General features: G+C 74.5%; 19 protein-coding genes, 2 pseudogenes and 1 riboswitch. Of the genes and pseudogenes, 12 read left to right on the top strand and 9 right to left on the bottom strand.

Features of this window, described 5'->3' with window-relative positions:
- Window positions 1-59 precede the first annotated feature (59 nt).
- The gene (locus ACQP04_RS18285; RefSeq protein ID WP_051736536.1) at window positions 60-551 is read right to left on the bottom strand and encodes a MarR family winged helix-turn-helix transcriptional regulator; all 492 of its coding nucleotides are present in this window, start codon (window positions 549-551) and stop codon (window positions 60-62) included.
- Window positions 552-586: 35 nt separating this feature from the next.
- Between ACQP04_RS18285 and ACQP04_RS18280 the strand changes: the two are divergent.
- The 5 genes and pseudogenes from ACQP04_RS18280 to ACQP04_RS18260 all read left to right on the top strand — a co-directional run.
- Window positions 587-769, top strand: a pseudogene (locus ACQP04_RS18280) (hypothetical protein); the annotation flags it as partial.
- An 89-nt stretch (window positions 770-858) separates the two neighbouring features.
- A complete protein-coding gene (locus tag ACQP04_RS18275; protein WP_433508232.1) occupies window positions 859-1,131 on the top strand; it encodes an asparagine synthase-related protein in 273 nt (90 codons plus the stop codon).
- 6 nt (window positions 1,132-1,137) lie between these two features.
- Window positions 1,138-1,245 (top strand): annotated as a pseudogene (locus ACQP04_RS18270) (asparagine synthase-related protein); the annotation flags it as partial.
- A gap of 28 nt (window positions 1,246-1,273) precedes the next feature.
- Window positions 1,274-1,459, top strand: a complete 186-nt coding sequence (locus tag ACQP04_RS18265; protein ID WP_433508534.1) for a hypothetical protein — start codon at window positions 1,274-1,276, stop codon at window positions 1,457-1,459.
- Between the two features lie 84 nt (window positions 1,460-1,543).
- A complete protein-coding gene (locus tag ACQP04_RS18260) occupies window positions 1,544-2,341 on the top strand; it encodes a DUF427 domain-containing protein (protein WP_433508231.1) in 798 nt (265 codons plus the stop codon).
- Between the two features lie 15 nt (window positions 2,342-2,356).
- Here the strand turns inward: ACQP04_RS18260 and ACQP04_RS18255 are convergent, their stop codons facing one another.
- Both ACQP04_RS18255 and coaA read right to left on the bottom strand, forming a co-directional pair.
- Window positions 2,357-2,845 (bottom strand): MarR family winged helix-turn-helix transcriptional regulator, encoded by a 489-nt coding sequence (locus ACQP04_RS18255; RefSeq protein WP_081923627.1) that lies wholly within the window; start codon window positions 2,843-2,845, stop codon window positions 2,357-2,359.
- A 58-nt stretch (window positions 2,846-2,903) separates the two neighbouring features.
- Window positions 2,904-3,926, bottom strand: coding sequence for a type I pantothenate kinase (gene coaA / locus ACQP04_RS18250; RefSeq protein WP_358205638.1), 1,023 nt, complete (start codon window positions 3,924-3,926; stop codon window positions 2,904-2,906).
- A 152-nt stretch (window positions 3,927-4,078) separates the two neighbouring features.
- Between coaA and ACQP04_RS18245 the strand changes: the two genes are divergently transcribed.
- From ACQP04_RS18245 to ACQP04_RS18230, 4 genes are all read left to right on the top strand, one after another.
- Complete coding sequence (locus tag ACQP04_RS18245; protein WP_433508230.1) at window positions 4,079-5,389, top strand: DNA glycosylase AlkZ-like family protein; 1,311 nt, start codon at window positions 4,079-4,081, stop codon at window positions 5,387-5,389.
- A gap of 69 nt (window positions 5,390-5,458) precedes the next feature.
- The gene (locus ACQP04_RS18240) at window positions 5,459-6,787 is read left to right on the top strand and encodes a hemolysin family protein (RefSeq protein WP_433508229.1); all 1,329 of its coding nucleotides are present in this window, start codon (window positions 5,459-5,461) and stop codon (window positions 6,785-6,787) included.
- On the top strand, window positions 6,780-7,826 hold the full coding sequence (locus ACQP04_RS18235) for a hemolysin family protein (protein ID WP_433508228.1): 1,047 nt from the start codon (window positions 6,780-6,782) through the stop codon (window positions 7,824-7,826). The genes ACQP04_RS18240 and ACQP04_RS18235 overlap by 8 nt, the downstream gene beginning before the upstream one ends.
- 152 nt (window positions 7,827-7,978) lie before the next feature.
- On the top strand, window positions 7,979-8,803 hold the full coding sequence (locus ACQP04_RS18230; RefSeq protein WP_433508387.1) for a 3-methyladenine DNA glycosylase: 825 nt from the start codon (window positions 7,979-7,981) through the stop codon (window positions 8,801-8,803).
- Between the two features lie 39 nt (window positions 8,804-8,842).
- Here ACQP04_RS18230 and gcvP read toward each other — a convergent pair whose 3' ends face one another.
- On the bottom strand, window positions 8,843-11,740 hold the full coding sequence (gcvP, locus tag ACQP04_RS18225) for an aminomethyl-transferring glycine dehydrogenase (RefSeq protein ID WP_433508227.1): 2,898 nt from the start codon (window positions 11,738-11,740) through the stop codon (window positions 8,843-8,845).
- Between the two features lie 175 nt (window positions 11,741-11,915).
- A riboswitch (glycine riboswitch) is annotated at window positions 11,916-12,013 on the bottom strand.
- A 79-nt stretch (window positions 12,014-12,092) separates the two neighbouring features.
- Here gcvP and ACQP04_RS18220 point away from each other — a divergent pair.
- On the top strand, window positions 12,093-12,395 hold the full coding sequence (locus ACQP04_RS18220) for a YiaA/YiaB family inner membrane protein (protein WP_433508226.1): 303 nt from the start codon (window positions 12,093-12,095) through the stop codon (window positions 12,393-12,395).
- Window positions 12,396-12,517: 122 nt separating this feature from the next.
- Here the strand turns inward: ACQP04_RS18220 and ACQP04_RS18215 are convergent, their stop codons facing one another.
- The 5 genes from ACQP04_RS18215 to ACQP04_RS18195 all read right to left on the bottom strand — a co-directional run bounded on the left by ACQP04_RS18215 (window position 12,518) and on the right by ACQP04_RS18195 (window position 15,548).
- A complete protein-coding gene (locus ACQP04_RS18215; protein WP_433508225.1) occupies window positions 12,518-13,099 on the bottom strand; it encodes a MerR family transcriptional regulator in 582 nt (193 codons plus the stop codon).
- A 239-nt stretch (window positions 13,100-13,338) separates the two neighbouring features.
- Window positions 13,339-13,815 (bottom strand): bifunctional nuclease family protein, encoded by a 477-nt coding sequence (locus ACQP04_RS18210; protein ID WP_037038968.1) that lies wholly within the window; start codon window positions 13,813-13,815, stop codon window positions 13,339-13,341.
- Window positions 13,816-13,936: 121 nt separating this feature from the next.
- Window positions 13,937-14,386, bottom strand: coding sequence for a glycogen accumulation regulator GarA (garA, locus tag ACQP04_RS18205; RefSeq protein ID WP_037038971.1), 450 nt, complete (start codon window positions 14,384-14,386; stop codon window positions 13,937-13,939).
- Between the two features lie 138 nt (window positions 14,387-14,524).
- Window positions 14,525-14,932, bottom strand: a complete 408-nt coding sequence (gene gcvH, locus ACQP04_RS18200; RefSeq protein WP_433508224.1) for a glycine cleavage system protein GcvH — start codon at window positions 14,930-14,932, stop codon at window positions 14,525-14,527.
- A gap of 10 nt (window positions 14,933-14,942) precedes the next feature.
- On the bottom strand, window positions 14,943-15,548 hold the full coding sequence (locus ACQP04_RS18195; RefSeq protein WP_433508223.1) for a CDP-alcohol phosphatidyltransferase family protein: 606 nt from the start codon (window positions 15,546-15,548) through the stop codon (window positions 14,943-14,945).
- Window positions 15,549-15,601: 53 nt separating this feature from the next.
- On the opposite strand from ACQP04_RS18195, the gene ACQP04_RS18190 reads away from it, so the two are divergent.
- Window positions 15,602-16,111 (top strand): OsmC family protein, encoded by a 510-nt coding sequence (locus ACQP04_RS18190; RefSeq protein WP_433508222.1) that lies wholly within the window; start codon window positions 15,602-15,604, stop codon window positions 16,109-16,111.
- Between the two features lie 9 nt (window positions 16,112-16,120).
- Window positions 16,121-17,734: an acetolactate synthase large subunit gene (locus tag ACQP04_RS18185; protein WP_433508221.1), complete on the top strand. Its 1,614-nt coding sequence runs from the start codon at window positions 16,121-16,123 to the stop codon at window positions 17,732-17,734.
- The last annotated feature ends 45 nt before the right edge of the window (window positions 17,735-17,779 follow it).

The raw sequence follows: 17,779 nt of genomic DNA, 5'->3' as shown, positions 1-17,779 counted from the left end.
CCCGCCCCGCCGCCGTCCGGGGGTACCGGTCGGGCCGCCCGCCGTGCGGCCCGTGCCGCTCAGCGTCCGCCCTGCTCCCGGTACGTGTCCAGGTCCTCGTTGAACCGCTCGAGCAGCATGCCGAGCGACTCCCGGTCCTCCTGCGGCCAGGACTCCAGCACGGCTTGCAGCGGGCGAAGCCGGGCCTCGCGGACGAGCTCCCGCTGGGCCAGGCCCTCGGCGGTCAGCGACACGACGACGGACCGCGAGTCGCGCTCGTCCGGCCGGACGTCGACGAGCCCGGCGCGGGAGAGCCGGGAGACCTGCCGGCTCGCCGTCGGCTTGCTCACGCCCAGCCGCGCGGTGAGCAGCGTGAGCGACTGCGCCCCGTTCTCGTCGAGCGCGGCGAGCACGGGATAGGTGTAGCGGTCCACGGCCTCGTGCGCGCCGTAGCCGCCGGACCAGACGGGCTCCAGCGTGCGCCGGATCAGCACGGTGATCTCGTGTTCGAGGCGGTGCAGCGAGTCCTGGGCCGGATTCTCGGGCGCGACCGCACCAGTGGTCGACGTCACTGGGTCACCCCTCCGCGGAAATCGGTCGTTCGGGCATGAATCGATCGTACCCGTATTGCGGCCCGCAATGTTTCGTCGTGCAATCCGATCATCTCGACGCCCACGCCCACGCCGCGCTGGGCCGGCGCGACCCGCGCGAGGGCGTCCGGCGGATGAACGGCATGTTCGCCTACGCGCTGTGGGACCCGGCGGCCCAGGAGCTCGTGCCGGTCCGCGACCGGCTCGGGATCAAGCCGCTCCACTACCTGCCCACCGCCGACGGCGTGCTGTTCGCTCCGAGCCCGAGGCGATCCTCGCCGACCCGCGGGTGGAGCGCCGGGTCATGCTCGACGGCCTGCGCCGGCTGCTGTCCTGGGTGGACGACCCGTCGAACGCGGTGTTCGCCGGGATGCGCGAGGTGCCGCCGGGCGCGGTCGTGCGGGTCACCCGCGACGGGCTGCGCGAGGAGCGGTACCGGCAGCTCCGGGGGCGGTCGACGGTGGCGCCCTCGGGCGAGTCCGCGGACGAGGTCTTCGGCGGGTACCGGGACTTCCACGACCCGGACCACCGGCTCGTCGAGTACGTCTTCGGCACGCCGTGAGCGCACATGACCTTCGACGGCCGGGAGAAGAGCCTGCTGCGGCACGCCACGGCGCACCTGCTGCCCGAGTCCGTGGTGCAGCGGGTGAAGAGCCCGTACCCGTCGACGCAGGACGACACCCACGAGAAGGAGCTGCGCGAGCATGCCGCGGACCTGTTGCGCCGCGACGACTCCCGGTGCCCCGCTGATCGACCGCGCGGTCGTCGCGGCCCGGATCGACGCCCCGCTCGACGGGACCACCGGGATGCACGCCCGCACCCAGCTCGAGCGGGTCCTCGACGTCGACGCCTGGCTGCGGGACTACGACGTGGCGCTCGATCTGCGCTGACCCGCCGTGCGCGGTGAGTGGTTCCGGAGCACCACTCAGCGTGCACGGCGGAATGCCGCACCGTGCCGGCGGGTTGGCCGTGACATGGGACTCACCCGACGCGAGGGACCCCTGGCCCCCGACTCACCCACCACCGTCAACTACGCGATCGACGGCCCGGCCCACAAGCTGTTCGCCCAACCCTTCCCGCGCCGCATCCGCGCGGAGTTCGCCGGCCGGACGGTTGTCGACACCACCCGGGGCGTGCTGGTCCACGAGACCGCCCTGCTCCCCGTGCTCTACGTGCCGTTCGACGACGTCGACGCGGACGCGCTCGTCCCCACCGACCACTCGACGCACTGCCCGTTCAAGGGCGACGCGAGCTACCACTCGCTGGTCGTGGGCGACCGGACCGCGGAGAACGCCGTCTGGTCCTACCCCGAGCCGAAGCCCGAGGCCCCGTGGCTGAAGGGCTACGCCGCCTTCTACTGGAACGCCCTCGACGCCTGGTACGACGAGGAGGAGCAGGTCTTCGCCCACCTCACCGACCCGTACACCCGCGTCGACGTCCGGCCGACCCGCCGCCATGTCCAGGTCCGGCACGGCGACACGGTGCTCGCGGACTCCGACGCGCCGGCCGTGCTCTCCGAGACCGGGCTGCCGAACCGCTGGTACCTGCCGAGGGACGCGGTCCGGGTGGAGCTGCGCCCGTCGGACACCCGCACGCGCTGCCCCTACAAGGGCGAGGCGCGCTACTGGACCGCGGTGCTGCCCGACGGCACCGAGATCGCCGACGCGGCCTGGGAGTACGAGACCCCGCTGCCGGAGTCGAGCCGGGTCGCGGGCCTGCTCAGCTTCTGGGGCGACGGCGTCGAGGTGCTGGTCGACGGCGCGCCGGCCTGAGCCCGTCCTCCGTGCCTACTCGTCCTCGAGCAGGGCCTCGATCGCGGGCAGCGCCGCCCGGATGACGGCGCGCTGCTCGGCGTCGAGGCGCTGCAGCCGGCGGGCGACGAGCGCGGTCCGGTGGGTGCGGATCTCGTCCAGCCGGACCCGTCCGGTGTCCGACAGCGTGATCAGCACGCCGCGGGCGTCCTGCGGGTCCGGCGTGCGCACGACCAGGCCCTGGTCGTCGAGCGCGCCGAGCACCCGGGACATGGTCGGAGCCGTGACGGCCTCGCGTTTCGCGAGCTCGGAGAGCCGCAGCGGGCCGTGCATCGCGATCGTCACCAGCGCGGAGAGCTGCAACGGGGGCAGCGAGTCCCCGCCGTCGATCCGGATCCGCCGATGCAGCCGGCCGACGGCGAGCCGCAGCCGGGTGGCCTCCTCGGTGAGCTCCGGGTCCTCCACGTCGGGTGCGACGGGGGTCTCGACCGGGTGATCGGGCGGCGGGACGTGCTCCGCGGTCATCCACCCATCCTGCCAGCCGGACAGTTCGGACAGTGCCCGGTCCCCCTGGCCTGCGCCGTCAGACCTTCCGGAGCCGGATCCGCGTGACGTCGTGCCGCGGGCCCTTGGTGAGTACCAGGCTGGCCCGGCCGCGGGTCGGGAGGATGTTCTCCTCCAGGTTCGGCCCGTTGATCGTGGCCCAGATGTTCTCGGCGTGCGCCACGGCCGCGTCGTGGTCCAGCTCGGCGTACCGGCGGAAGTACGAGGCCGGGTCGCGGAAGGCGGTCTCGCGCAGCTTGAGGAAGCGGTCGACGTACCAGCGGCGCAGGTCCTGGGTGGCGGCGTCGACGTAGACCGAGAAGTCGATGAAGTCGCTGACCGTCAGGGCCGTGTTGCCCGAGGCCGGTTGCAGGACGTTGAGCCCCTCGATCAGCAGGATGTCCGGGCGCCGGACGACCAGCCGCTCGTCCGGGACGATGTCGTAGACCAGGTGGGAGTACACCGGCGCGGTCACCTCGGCGCGGCCCGCCTTGACCTCGGTGACGAACCGCAGCAGCGCCCGCCGGTCGTAGGACTCGGGGAACCCCTTGCGCTGCATGAGCCCGCGCCGCTCCAGCTCGGCGTTGGGGTACAGGAAGCCGTCCGTGGTGACCAGCTCCACCCGGGGGTGCTGGGGCCAGCGGGCGAGCAGCAGCCGCAGCAGGCGCGCGGTCGTGGACTTGCCCGCCGAGACCGAACCCGCGACCCCGATCACGAAGGGCGTGCGCGCGGCCGTGCCGCCCAGGAAGGTCCGGTAGGCCCGGTAGAGCCGCCCGCCCTCCTGCACGTGCAGGTTCAGCAGCCGGGACAGCGGCAGGTAGACCTCGCGCACCTCGGCGAGGTCGACCGCGTCGCCCAGGGAGCGCACCCGCTCCAGCTCCGCCGCGGTGAGCGGCAGCGGGCTCGTCTCCCCCAGCCGGGCCCACGAGGCGCGGTCGAAGTCGACGAAGGGCGAGGAGCCCCCGTCGCGATGGCCGAGGGAGGCGCCCGGGACGCCGGGCGGGAGCACGTGCCGTGGGGCACGGCGGTCGGTCTGCTCTGTGGCCTGCACCGTCGCGGGCATCGGGACCTCGGTCCTGTCGGGTTCTTCGGGTGCGATGGAGGTCCAACCTAGACGTCGATCGGCCGGCCGACCCCGCGACGTGGGGTGAACCACTCCGCCGCGACGCGTGATCGATCGGAGGTCCCCACGGGATACCCGGGAGGATGAACGGTATGTCCGGGACGCCCCCCGCGCTGGACCGCCGCCGCGTCCTCGCCCACCGGTTCGCGGCGCACGGGCTGGCCGTCCGCACGGCCGCCCGTCCGTCCGACCTGCGGGTCCTCCACCTGGGCGTGCAGGACACCCCGCCGGGATCGCTGCCGCTGGCCCTGGCCGCGCGGCTGCCGGAGATCCCCGCGGACACCCCGCCGGGCGCGAGCGTGGTGTGGTCGCACCGCGGCGCCCCGCACCTGCACCCGGACGCGGACCTCGTCGCGTTGGCGGCGGCCTGCTGGCCGGTCTCCGACGCCGACGCGGCCGCCCGGCTCGGCTGGCAGCGCGCCCGGCTCGCCACGGAGGGTGCGGCCGCCCGCGGCGCGATCCGGACCGTGGCCGAGGCGGTCGCGACCGTGCTGTCCGGCGGGCCGCTGGTCAAGGGCGAGCTCAGCACCGAGGTCACCCGGATCGTCCCGGGGGCGCTCTCGCCGTGGTGCGGCCCGTGCGGGGTGCACCACGTGGCCGAGCAGCTGCTCCGGCTGGCGGGGCTGCCGGCCGGGGCGCGGCTGCGTCCGGGCACGAAACCCGTTGTCCTGGAGGCGATCCCGGACTGGCCGGGGCTGCCCGCCGCCGACGCCGCCGGCGCCGGCCCCGTCGTCGCCGCCTACCTCGGCCTCTTCGCGCCCGCCTCGCCCTCGGACGTCGCCGGGTTCCTCGGCACGTCCACGACGGCCGCCCGGCCGGCCCTGCCCGCCGGCCTCGTGCCCGTGACCGTCGACGGCCGGTCGGTGCTCTGCCCGCCCGCGCTGCTCGACGAGCTGACCGGACCCGCGCCGGACCCGGCCGGCGTCGTCCGGCTGCTGCCGCCCTCCGACCCGTACCTGCAGGGGCGGGACCGGGAGCTGCTGGTCCCGGCCAAGGAGCACCGGTCGGTGATCTGGCGGGCGGCCGGAGCGCCCCGGGGTGGTGGCCGTCGACGGCGAGATCGCCGGGGTGTGGCGCACCCGGGCGCGCGGGCGGGTGCTGGACATCACCGTCGACGGGTTCCGCCCCCTCACGGCGGCCGAGACCGGGGCCGTCGAGGCCGAGGCGGAGCGGGTTCGCCAGGTCCGGGGCGCGCGGGAGGTCGTCGTCCGGACCGGCTGAGGGGCCGGGGCCGCGTCCGTCCGGAGGAACCCGCCGCCGGTGCGGCCACCGTCGGGCGCGGGACGGCACCGGGCGCCCTAGACTCGGCCGGGCGCCCCTGGTACTGCCGTCCGGGGCGCGTGCACCCCGAGTCCGACAGGAGTCCCGTTGCCGTCCGCGTCCGCAGGACCGTCAGGCAGTAGCGCGCCGGGCTCGGCCCGGCCGCACCGATCCCGGGAGCGTCACCCGGCCCGGCCCCTCCGGCGGCCCCGGTGACCGTGCTCCTCTCCCTCCTCGGCCTGCTGGCCGTGGTCGCCCTCACCCTGGGCACTGCCATCTCGGTGGCCTCGGAGTTCTCGCTGACCGCGCTGGAGCGCAGCCAGGTCGACTCGCACGTCGCCGCCGTCGGGGACCGGCGGGCGCGGGCCGTGCAGCGGGCGCACCGCACGCTGTCCTTCCAGCTGTCCGGCAGCCAGCTGGGCATCACGGTCACCACCCTGGCCACCGGTTACATCGCCGAGCCCGCGATCGCCGAGCTGATCCGGCCGGGGCTGACGGCCCTCGGCCTGTCCGAGGGGATGTCGGCCGGCGCGGCCACGATCGCCTCCCTGCTGATCGCCACGACCCTGTCCATGGTGTTCGGCGAGCTGGTGCCCAAGAACATCGCGATCGCCAAGCCGCTGGAGACCGCACGCGCGGTCGTCTGGCTGCAGAGCGCGTTCGCCCACGCCTTCCGCTGGCTGATCGACCTGCTCAACAGCTCGGCCAACGCGATCGTCCGCCGGCTGGGCGTGGAGCCCGCCGAGGAGCTGCGGTCGGCCCGGTCGCCGCACGAGCTCAGCTCCCTGGTCCGCTCCAGCGCGGAGCACGGCACGATCGACGAGGGCACCGCCGCGCTGCTCGACCGGTCGCTGCGGTTCACCGACCGGGTCGCCGAGGACCTCATGACCCCGCGGGTGCGCGTCGACACCCTCGACGCCGCGGACTCGGTCGCCGACCTCGTCGCCCTCGCCCGGCGCAGCGGCCACTCCCGTTTCCCGGTGCACGACGGCGACCCCGACGCCGTCCTCGGGCTGGTGCACGTCAAGCAGGCCTTCGGCGTCGAGCCGAGCGCCCGGGCGGGCACCCCGGTCCGCGACCTCGTGCAGCCCGCCGAGATCGTCCCCGCGTCCCTCGACGGCGACGAACTGCTCTCCCGGCTGCGCGAGTCCGGCCTGCAGACCGCCGTCGTCGTCGACGAGTACGGCGGCACGGCCGGCCTGGTGACCCTCGAGGACCTGATCGAGGAGATCGTCGGCGACGTCCGGGACGAGCACGACCGTGCCGAACAGGCCCGGGTGCGCCCGCTCGGCCGGGACAGCTGGCTCGTCTCCGGGCTGATGCGCGCCGACGAGGTCGACGAGGCCACCGGCTTCCGGATGCCCGAGGGCGACTACGAGACCCTGGCGGGGATGGTGCTGGAGAGGCTGGGCCGGATCCCGGACGTGGGCGACGACGTCGCGGTCGACGGCTGGCGGGTCACCGTGATGCGCCGCGACCGCAACCGCGTCGCCGAGCTGCGGCTCGCGCGGCTGGCGCCCGAGGCGGTGGCCCGTGGGTAGCGACGTCCTCGCCGTCCTGGCGGCGATCCTGCTGCTGGGTGCCAACGCGTTCTTCGTGATGGCGGAGTTCGCCCTGATCAGCGCGCGCAAGGACCGGCTGGAGGCGATGGCCGACAGCGGCGTCGCCGGGGCCCGGACCGTGCTGCGCGCGAGCGCCGACCTGGCCCGGATGCTCGCGGCGTCGCAGCTCGGCATCACGATCGCCTCGCTGCTGCTGGGGCGGCTCGGCGAGCCCGCCGTCGCGCACTTCATCGAGGCGCCGCTGGAGTGGGCGGGGCTGCCCGAGGCCGCGCTGCACCCGATCGCCTTCGCGCTGTCGCTCGCGCTGGTGTCGGTGGCGCACATCCTCCTCGGCGAGATGGTGCCGAAGAACATCTCGATCGCGGGCCCGGAGCGCGCGGCGATCCTGCTGGTGCCGCCGTTCCTGGTCTTCACGACGGTGATGCGGCCCTTCATCGACCTGTTCAACCACCTGGCGAACCTCACCCTGCGGCTGCTGCGGATCGAGCCGAAGGACGAGCTGGAGACGGCGTTCACCTCGGGCGAGCTGTCGGAGATGATCGCGGACTCGCGCCGCGAGGGCCTGCTCGACGACGAGGAGTCCACCCGGATCTCCCGCACCCTGCGGTCCGCCGAGGCGACCGTCGGCGACGTGCTCGTGCCGGCCGGGGAGCTCGTCTCGCTGCCCGTGCGGCCGCGGGTAGGGGACGTCCAGCGCGCGGTGGAGCAGACCGGCTTCTCCCGCTTCCCGCTGCGCGCCCCGGACGGCCGCTTCACCGGGTACCTGCACGTCAAGGACGTGCTCGACGTGATCGACGATTCCGACGCCGACATCCCGCTCACCCGGGTCCGCGGCCTGCCCGAGGTGCCCGCCGACGCCCGGCTCGACGAGGCCGTCGCCGCCCTGCGCACCACCCGCGCACACCTCGCCCGGGCCGTCGACCGGTTCGGCGCCACGGTCGGCATGGTGGCCATGGAGGACCTGATCGAGCACTACGTCGGCACGGTCCGCGACGCCACCCACACCAGCGAGTCCTGACCCGTGGGTGCCGACTGCCCCTCGAGGGGCACTCGGCACTCACGACCCCCGGTGACCTGGGCAGACCCCGCCGCGTAGCGTTGCGGGGCGTGGTGACCGAGGAACTCGACGAGCCCGCGTGGCGGGCCCGGGCGGCCGCCCACCGCACCCGGATGGAGCGCTGGACCGGGCCGCACCGGGAGCGCCGGCGCCGCCGCGAGCCGCACCCGGTGCAGGACTTCCTGTTCACCTACTACTCGCTGCGGCCCGCGCAGCTCGAGCAGTGGCAGCCCGGCCCCGGCGTCCGGCTCCTCGGCGACGTCCGCGGGTTCGCCGACCGCCCCGGCTACCGGCCGGACGGCGCCGGCGTCGTGCTCGATCCCGCGCTGCTGCCCGAACGGCTGCACCGCACAGCCGGCTTCGTGCACGGGCTGGTCTCCGCGACGGCCGCCCGCCCCGCCCGCTACGGCTGCTTCGGGCTGCACGAGTGGGCGATGGTCTACCGCACCGACCGGCCGCGTCACGGCGCCGTGCCGCTGCGGCTCGGCTCGGCCGGTACCGACGCCGTCGTCGAGTCGATCCCGGTCACCTGCACGCACCACGACGCGTTCCGCTTCTTCACCGCGGCCGCGCGCCCGCTCAACCGGCTCCAGCCGACGCGCGAGGACCAGGTCGCGCTGGAGCAGCCGGGGTGCCTGCACGCGACCATGGACCTCTACAAGTGGGCGTACAAGCTGCTCCCGGCCACCCCGGCCGAGCTGCTCGGGGACTGCTTCGCGCTGGCTGCCGAGGTCCGCGAGCTCGACATGCGGGCCAGCCCCTACGACCTCGCCGACCGCGGCTACGCGCCGGTGCGCATCGAAACACCCGAGGGCCGCGCCGAGTACGCCCGGGCACAGCAGGGCTTCGCCGAGCGCGCCGCACCGCTCCGCACCCGCCTCCTGGCCCTCTGCACCGCCCTCACCGACCCGGTGAACGGCACTCTCGCTCACATCTAGTGAGCGAGAGCGCCGTTCGCTCGGACTTGTGACCTGGGGTCAGGAGCTGTAGGCCTCGATGGGCGGGCAGGAGCAGACCAGGTTGCGGTCGCCGTGCGCCTGGTCGATGCGGCGGACCGGCGGCCAGACCTTGCGGTCGTGCACCCCGGGTACGGCACCCGTCGGGTAGGCGGCGAGGTCGCGGGGGTACGGGTGGTCCCACTTGTCCACCAGGCAGGCCGCGGTGTGCGGCGCGCCGCGCAGCGGGTTGTCGTCGACCGGCCACTCCCCCGCCTGCACCCGGCGGATCTCGTCCCGGATCCCGATCATGGCCGCGACGAACCGGTCGATCTCGGCGAGGTCCTCGCTCTCGGTCGGCTCGACCATCAGCGTGCCGGCGACCGGGAAGGACATGGTCGGGGCGTGCAGGCCGTAGTCGGCGAGCCGCTTGGCGACGTCGTCGACCGTCACGCCGGACTCCTTGGTGATCCCGCGGAGGTCGAGGATGCACTCGTGCGCGACCGCACCGTCGCGGCCCGCGTAGAGCACCGGGTAGTGCTCGCCGAGCCGGGCGGCGACGTAGTTGGCCGCCGCGACCGCGGTGAGTGTGGCCCGCCGCAGCCCCTCGACGCCCATCATCCGGATGTAGGCCCAGGAGATCGGCAGCACGCCGGGACTCCCGTACGGCGCGGCCGACACCGGTCCGACCTCCCCGCGGCCGGGCAGGAACGGCGCGAGGTGCTCGGCCACGGCAACCGGCCCGACGCCCGGGCCGCCGCCGCCGTGCGGGATGCAGAAGGTCTTGTGCAGGTTGAGGTGGCTGACGTCGCCGCCGAACGCACCGGGCCGGGCGAGCCCGAGCAGCGCGTTCAGGTTGGCCCCGTCGACGTAGACCTGACCGCCCGCCTCGTGCACCGCGGCGCAGACCTCGCGCACCTCGGCCTCGTACACGCCGTGGGTCGACGGGTAGGTGATCATCAGCGCGGCGAGGGCCGACCCGTGCTCGCCGATCTTGGCGTGCAGGTCGGCGAGGTCGACGTTGCCCGCCGGATCGGTGGCCACCACGACCACCCGCATCCCGGCCATGACGGCTGACGCCGCGTTGGTGCCGTGGGCGCTCGACGGGATCAGGCAGACGTTCCGCTCGGCCTCGCCGCGCGAGCGGTGGTAGGCGGCGATGGCCAGCAGCCCGGCGAGCTCACCCTGGCTGCCCGCGTTGGGCTGCACGGAGACGGCGGCGTACCCCGTCAGCTCGGCGAGCCAGCGCTCGAGCTGCGTGATCATCTCCCGGATTCCCTCGGTGTCCGCCGCGGGGGCGAACGGGTGCAGTTCCGCGAACTCGGGCCAGGTGATCGGCTCCATCTCGGCGGTCGCGTTGAGCTTCATGGTGCAGGAGCCCAGCGGGATCATCGTGCGGTCGAGGGCCAGGTCGGCGTCGGCGAGCCGGCGCAGCCAGCGCATGAGCGCGGTCTCCGAGCGGTGCTCGTGGAAGGTCGGGTGGGTGAGGAACTCCGACTCCCGCCGCAGGTCCGCGGGCAGCGCGTCGGGGGTGGCGGCATCGAGGTCGGCGACGTCCGCATCCACCCCGAACGCCTCCCACAACGCGCGGAGGTGCGCGATGGTGGTCAGCTCCGAGCAGGCCAGGCCCAACTCGTCGGCGGAGATCCGGCGGACGGAGATCCCGACCGCGTGCGCCGCGTCGGCGATCTCGGCGGCACGCCCCGGCACCCGCGCGACCACGGTGTCGAAGAAGTTCTCGTAGGCAACCTCGACCCCGCCCGCGCGCAGCCCCGCCGCCAGGACGGCGGCCATCCGGTGGGTGCGCCGGGCGATCCGGGTGAGCCCCTCGGGGCCGTGGTAGATCGCGTAGCAGGCCGCGACGACGGCGAGCAGCACCTGCGCCGTGCAGATGTTCGACGTCGCCTTCTCCCGCCGGATGTGCTGCTCACGGGTCTGCAGGGCGAGCCGCAGGGCGGGATTGCCGTCGGCGTCCCGGGACACGCCGACGAGCCGGCCCGGCAGCTGGCGGGCGAACTGCTGGCGCACCGACAGGAAGCCGGCGTGGGGACCGCCGAACCCGAGCGGGACGCCGAAGCGCTGGGTCGTGCCCACCGCGGCGTCGGCCCCGAGCTCGCCGGGCGGGGTGAGCAGGGTGAGCCCGAGCAGGTCCGCGGCCACCGCCACCAGGCCCCCGCGGGCGTGGGCCTCCTCGATCAGCCTCCGGGGGTCGGCGACGCGGCCGGACGCGCCCGGGTACGACAGGAGCAGGCCGAACAGGTCGCCCTCGGGCAGGCCGTCGGCCAGGTCGGCGACCACCAGCTCGATGCCGAGCGGCTCGGCGCGGGTCCGCAGCACGTCGACCGTCTGCGGGAGGGTGTCGGCGTCGACCACGAACCGCGGGCTCTTCGCCTTGCCCGCCCGCCGCAGCAGCGTCATCGCCTCGGCGGCCGCGGTGGCCTCGTCGAGCAGCGACGCGCCGGCCACCGGCAGCCCGGTCAGGTCGGCGACCGTGGTCTGGAAGGCGAGCAGCGCCTCGAGCCGACCCTGGCTGATCTCCGGCTGGTACGGCGTGTAGGCCGTGTACCAGGCCGGGTTCTCCAGCACGTGCCGGCGGATCACCGGCGGGGTGACCGTGCCCGCGTAGCCCAGCCCGATCATCGGGACGGTCACGGTGTTGCGGTCGGCGAGCCCGCGCAGCTCGGCCAGCATCTCGGTCTCCGACGCGGGTGCCGGGATGCACGTCGGCACCTCGCCGGTGTCGCGGATGCTCGGCGGCAGCGCGCGGTCGGCCAGCTCCTCCAGCGAGCCGACGCCGATCGCGGCGAGCATGCGCTCGAGCTCGGCCGGCCGGGGCCCGACGTGCCGGTCGGCGAACGGGACCCCCGCCTCGAGCTCGGCCAGCGAGAGCTGCGGCGGGGCGGACGTGGTGCTCGACGGAGCAGGCGGCGCGTCGGTCACGAGGACGACCTTTCGGGCGGTGGGCAGGACGGCAAGCGGGACGTGCTGCCCTCCCCCTCTGTCCCCACCCGGGGTACCCGGGTGCCTGAGAGATTCACCCGGCCGGAGCCGGGCTTTCCCCGTCGGCGGACGCCGGCCCGGTGGTCCCCGCACCGGCGTCGCTTTCCAGAGGCGTCTCACCCTCGCGGTCTCGGGTGCCTGAGAGGTTCCGGGGAGGAGTTGCTCCTTCGGCGCCCGGTCCACGTGCGACCGGGTCTCTCCCGCGCGGGATCGGCGACTGCCCGACCAGCCTAGCGCCGGATGCCGTAGTTCCACCGAGGAACCGGGCCGGGATCACCGCCAGACTCGCCGCATGAGCAGCTCGGACCGCAGCACCGGTCCCGTCCCGTCGACCACCGCGGCGTTCCACCTGCAGGCGGCGGCGTCGTTCGTCGTCTCGCTCGCCGCCGTGACGGTCGGCGTGCTCTACCTGCCCGCCGGCCCCTGGGTGCGCGCCTTCCTCGCCGTGTCCGTTCTCTACGTGACGACCTCGGCCTTCACCCTCGCCAAGACGGTGCGGGACAAGCAGGAGCGCCTCACGGTGGTCAACCGGGTGGACCAGGCGCGGCTGGAGAAGCTCCTCGCCGAACACGACCCCTTCCGCCCCGCCGCCTGAGCGTGCAGCTCCCGCCGGTCGAGATGAACCGCAGGGCAGTTCGCGACCCTCAGAACGACCTGATGTTCATCTGCGGAGGAGAAGGGGCGGGTGGGGTGGCTCAGGGAGCCGCGCCCGGGGCCTCAACTGATGGCGCGGCGGGCGCGGCGTCGGGAGAGTTCGTCCTCCGGGGCCTCGTCGACCGAACCGCCGTCCGCACGCTCGACCGGGAAGTCCTTGATGGAGCCGCTGATCTCGCGCATCGCGCCGGAGACCGCGATCCCGAACACGCCCTGGCCGCCCTGCAGGAGGTCGACGACCTCCTCGGGCGAGGTGCACTCGTACACCGTGGTGCCGTCCGAGAAGAGGGTGATCTGCGCCAGATCTCTTATCCCCCGCCGGCGCAGGTGCTCGACGGCGACCCGGATGTTCTGGAGGGACACCCCGGCGTCGAGCAGCCGCTTGACGACCTTGAGGACCAGGACGTCCTTGAACGAGTACAGGCGCTGCGACCCGGAGCCGGCGGCCCCGCGGATCGACGGGACGACGAGCCCGGTGCGGGCCCAGTAGTCCAGCTGCCGGTAGGTGATGCCGACGACCTGGCAGGCGGTGGGGCCACGGAACCCGACGAGCTGGTCCGGCAGGCCGTCGAGGCCTTCTCCGATCAGCGGGTCCGGGAAGAGCTCGCCCTGCTCGGGCCCGTCGGACGACGACGACCCGTCCACGGCACTCCCTCCGCCGGTCGGGACCTCCTGTCCCGACGACCACTCACCTGTTGACGGAGCCGACGGTAAGCGCGCGGGCGCCGACGGTCAACGCGCCACGCCGCCGCACGCCCTGCTCACCCGGGCGTGTCGGCGATCGGCCGCATCCCCGGGCGGGGTCGACGCCCCACCGGGGCCCTTCCGACGACCGGGAGCGACGATCACGCCCGCCCCCGACCGACCTTCGCACGGTTCGGGGATCAGCCCGGCTGGGCGCCCCGGAAGTCCTCCGGGGAGACGGAGTCGAGAAACTCGCGGAACTTCTCGACCTCGTCCTCCTGCTCGTCCGGGATGACCAGCCCGGCCTCGGAGAGCACGCTCTCGTCGGCGTGGATCGGCACCCCGATGCGGAGCGCGAGCGCCACCGAGTCACTCGGCCGCGCGGACACGGTGATCCCGCCGTCGAAGATCAGCTCGGCGTAGAACGTGCCCTCCTGAAGATCGGTGATCCGCACCTGTTCCAGCCGCCGCCCGAGCGCGCCGATCACGTCCTTGAGCAGGTCGTGGGTCAGCGGACGGGCGGGCTTGACCCCCTGCTGCTCCAGCGCGATCGCGGTGGCCTCCACCGAGCCGATCCAGATCGGCAGGTAGCGGTCGCCCTGCGTCTCCCGCAACAGGAGGATGGGCTGGTTGGCGGGCAGTTCGACCCTGACTCCCACGACGCGCATCTCGCTCATGCGCCCGCCTCCTCACCCTGGGGTCCGACATCCTCGACGCTACACGCGCGACCCGTGCTTCGCGCGCCTCCGGACGGGCGTCGGCGCGGACTTTTCCGCCCCGCAACGCCCCCGCGCCCGGTCAGCCCTCCGCCCCGGGCTCCGGCCCGGTGAGGAAGACGAGCCGGAACTTGCCGATCTGGACCTCGTCGCCGTTGGCGAGGACGGCCGTGTCGACCGGCTCCCGGTTGACGTAGGTCCCGTTGAGGCTGCCGACGTCGACGACGACGAACTCACCCGAGTCGCGCCGGAACTCCGCGTGCCGCCGGGAGACCGTGACGTCGTCGAGGAAGATGTCGCTGTCGGGGTGCCGACCGGCGCTCGTGGTCGGCCGGTCCAGCAGGAAGCGCGAGCCGGCGTTCGGGCCGCGGCGCACGACCAGCAGGGCGGAGCCGGGGGGCAGCGCGTCGACGCCCGAGACCGGCTGCTCCTGGGCGGGCGGCTCGACGTCGGCCAGGAAGTCCGCCCGGAAGACCGACGTGGTCTCCGGGGAACGCTCCGGCGGAACGCCGGGCCCGTCGTTCGTGGTCACCTCGGGGTCTCCTCCTGCGTGGTGCGGTCCCGGCCGCGCCGCTGAGGGCGCCGCAGGGGCTTGCTGTCGTGCGGGCCGCCGCGGCACGACCCGCCGAACCTATCGTGCCGGGGCCGTGCGCGGGGGCCGGGGACGGCGCTAGGCGCCCTCGACCAGCTGCCGGTAGGCGGCCGCGTCGAGCAGCTCCGCGACGGCGTCGGCGGCGCCCTCGCCGAGCTCCAGCTCGACGATCCAGCCGTCCCCGTAGGCCGCGGAGTTGATCATCTCCGGGCTGTCCTCCAGGGCCTGGTTGACGGCGACGACCTCGCCCGCGAGCGGGGCGTAGATGTCCGAGACGGACTTGGTCGACTCGACCTCGCCGAGCGCGTCGCCCTGGGCGAAGCTGTCCCCCACCGCCGGGAGCTGCACGAACACGACGTCGCCGAGCTGCTCCTGCGCGTGGTCGGTGACCCCGACCCGTACCCGGTTCCCGTCGAGGACCCGGACCCACTCGTGGGCCTCGGTGTACCGCAGGTCGTCCGGCGTGGCGGTCTGCTCGGCAGTCACGCTGCGCAGCCTAGACCTCGGGCCGCGGGTCCTCGGAGCGGACCGGTCCGGCGCGCATCGCCAGGACGAACTGGGCGAAGTACAGCAGGCCGGACCACAGGTAGAGCGCCACGCCCCAGGCCGCGAAGGCGTACCCGAACGGCCGCGCGAGCTCGCCCCAGAACCCCGCCCGGGTCCCCAGCAGCAGGATCGGGAAGGCGTAGAGCAGCAGGAACGTCGCCGCCTTGCCGAGGTAGATCACCGGGAACGGACCGTAGCCGTTGCGCCGCAGCACGGACACGCACAGCCCCAGGACGAGGTCGCGGGCCACGAGCACGGCGACGACCCACCACGGCACGATGTCCCGGACACCCAGCGCGACCAACGCCGAGAGGATGTAGAGCCGGTCGACCGCGGGGTCGAGGAGTTCGCCGAGCCGGGAGTACTGGTCCAGCAGTCGGGCGAGCTTCCCGTCGGCCCAGTCGGTGACCCCGCCGACGGCGAGCACGAGGATGGCCCAGCCGTCCGCCCGCGGGCCGAGCAGCAGCCACAGGAACAGCGGGACCCCGGCCAGCCGCAGCACGCTGAGCAGGTTGGGGACGGTGAGCACCCGCTCCTGCCGGATCACCCCTGTCACGACGGGGAGGGTACCGGTGGAGATCGGCCCGTCCCCGGGCGACGATGGCTCCCATGGACGCCACCCAGCTGCGGGACGTGCAGGGCCCGCTGAAGAAGCAGTACCGGGAGGACCCGGGGTCCGCCGTGGTCACGTTGCACGCGGACGGGGAGCTCGACGGCACGGGCGTGGCCTGCCGGGTGCGCACCGCGACCGCGCTGGCCGAGGCCGGCCTGCACCCCGCGACCGGCGGCGACGGCACCCAGCTCTGCTCCGGCGACATGCTCCTCGAGGCCCTGGTCGCGTGCGCGGGGGTCACCTTGCGGGCGGTGGCGACGTCGATGGGTCTGGAGGTGTCCGGCACCGTGCGCGCGGAGGGCGACCTGGACTTCCGCGGCACGCTCGGTGTGGACAAGGAGGCACCGGTCGGGTTCCGGGACGTCCGGCTGTCCTTCGCCCTGGACACCACGGCAGACGAGGAGCAGGTCGCGAGCCTCGTCACGCTGACCGAGCGGTACTGCGTGGTGCTGCAGACGATCAAGGGGAACCCGCACACCGAGGTGGCGGTGACCACCGCCGGGTAGCGTCGCGGCATGGCAGGACCCGAGACAGGACCCGAGCCCGCAGTGGAGACCACCGGCGCGCAGGTGCTGCTGCGCACCCTGGTCGACGCCGGCGTCGACGTCTGCTTCGCCAACCCCGGCACGTCCGAGATGCACCTGGTCGCGGCGCTCGACGCCGAGCCCCGGATGCGCGCGGTCCTGACCCTGTTCGAGGGCGTGGCGACCGGCGCCGCGGACGGCTACGCCCGGATGGCGGACAAGCCGGCGGCCACCCTGCTGCACCTCGGGCCCGGCCTGGCCAACGGCACCGCCAACCTGCACAACGCGCGACGGGCCGGCACGCCGGTGGTCAACGTCGTCGGCGACCACGCGCTGGACCACAAGCCGCTCGACGCCCCGCTGGAGTCGGACGTCGACGCGCTGGCCGGCACGGTCTCCGCCCGGGTGCACCGCAGCCTGTCGACCGCGGACCTGGGCCGGGACACCGCCGACGCCGTGGCCGCGGCGTGCGGCCCACCGCCCGCCGTCTCCACCCTGCTCGTGCCCGCCGACGTGGCCTGGACCTCGGCCGCGGGACTCGAGCCCGGCACCGTCGCGCCGCCGGCCGCCCCGGGCCGCGGGGCCCTCGACGCCGACGGCCTGGAGTCCGCCGCCAAGGCGCTCTGGTCCGGCGAGCCCTGCACCCTGCTCGTCGGCGGCACGGGCCTGCGGGAGCGCGGGCTCGTGGCGGCGCACCGGATCGCGGTCGCGACCGGGGCCCGGGTGCTCGCCGAGTGCTTCCCGACGCGGCTGGAGCGCGGTGCGGGCGTCCCGCCGATCTCCCGGCTCGCCTACCCCGGCGACGTCGCGCGGAAGCAGCTCGAGGGCACCACGCACCTCGTGCTCGCCGGAGCCGTCTCCCCCGTCACCTTCTTCGGCTACCCGGGCAAGCAGGGCGACCTGGTGCCGGAGGGCGCCACCGTGCACCGCGTCAGTGAGATCGGGGCCGCCGGCTCCGTCGCCCTCGAGGCGCTGGCCGACCTGGTCGCCGCCGGCGTCACGGACGTCCCGCGCGCCGGGTTCGCCCCGCCCGCGCTGCCGACCGGCCCGCTGACGGTGCAGACCGCGGCGGAGGTCGTCGGTGCCCTGCTGCCCGAGGGCGCGATCGTGGTCGACGAGTCGGTCACCTCCGGCGCGAGCCTGCCGCAGGCCACGGCCGGGTCGGCCCGGCACGACTGGCTCACCCTCACCGGCGGGGCGATCGGGTTCGGCCTCCCCGCAGCCACGGGGGCGGCGGTCGCCTGCCCCGACCGGCCCGTCTGGTGCCTGCAGGCCGACGGGAGCGCGATGTACACGATCTCCGCGCTCTGGACCCACGCGCGGGAGAACCTCGACGTCACCACCGTCGTCTACGACAACGGTGCCTACGCGATCCTGCGCGGCGAGCTGCTCGGGGTCGGCGCGTCCCTGCCCGCGGACTCCCCCGCGCGCTCGCTGCTCGACCTCGGCTCGCCCCGGCTGGACTTCGTCGCACTCGCCACCGGGATGGGGATGCCCGCGGTGCGCGCGTCGACGGCCCAGGAGCTGGCCGGCGCGCTCCGCCGGGCAGCGGCCGAGCCCGGCCCCCACCTGGTCGCCGCGCAGGTCCCGCCGCTGGTCCCCTGATCACGACCGTCGGACCCACCGCTCGTCGCGGTGTCGTGTCGCTTC

This window comes from Pseudonocardia halophobica, from assembly GCF_050948485.1.
GTDB classification, from domain to species: domain Bacteria; phylum Actinomycetota; class Actinomycetes; order Mycobacteriales; family Pseudonocardiaceae; genus Pseudonocardia; species Pseudonocardia halophobica.
The sequence above is the reverse complement of the archived record's forward strand: the minus strand, read 5'-3'. Positions and strand labels throughout refer to the sequence as shown.

Coding starts and splice junctions, on each gene's coding strand:
- ACQP04_RS18265 (WP_433508534.1), top strand. CDS start 1,274: ATGCCGCGGACCTGTTGCGCCGCGACGACTCCCGGTGCCCCGCTGATC.
- ACQP04_RS18260 (WP_433508231.1), top strand. CDS start 1,544: ATGGGACTCACCCGACGCGAGGGACCCCTGGCCCCCGACTCACCCACC.
- ACQP04_RS18255 (WP_081923627.1), bottom strand. CDS start 2,845: ATGACCGCGGAGCACGTCCCGCCGCCCGATCACCCGGTCGAGACCCCC.
- coaA (WP_358205638.1), bottom strand. CDS start 3,926: ATGCCCGCGACGGTGCAGGCCACAGAGCAGACCGACCGCCGTGCCCCA.
- ACQP04_RS18245 (WP_433508230.1), top strand. CDS start 4,079: ATGTCCGGGACGCCCCCCGCGCTGGACCGCCGCCGCGTCCTCGCCCAC.
- ACQP04_RS18230 (WP_433508387.1), top strand. CDS start 7,979: ATGGAGCGCTGGACCGGGCCGCACCGGGAGCGCCGGCGCCGCCGCGAG.
- ACQP04_RS18220 (WP_433508226.1), top strand. CDS start 12,093: ATGAGCAGCTCGGACCGCAGCACCGGTCCCGTCCCGTCGACCACCGCG.
- ACQP04_RS18210 (WP_037038968.1), bottom strand. CDS start 13,815: ATGAGCGAGATGCGCGTCGTGGGAGTCAGGGTCGAACTGCCCGCCAAC.
- ACQP04_RS18190 (WP_433508222.1), top strand. CDS start 15,602: ATGGACGCCACCCAGCTGCGGGACGTGCAGGGCCCGCTGAAGAAGCAG.
- ACQP04_RS18185 (WP_433508221.1), top strand. CDS start 16,121: ATGGCAGGACCCGAGACAGGACCCGAGCCCGCAGTGGAGACCACCGGC.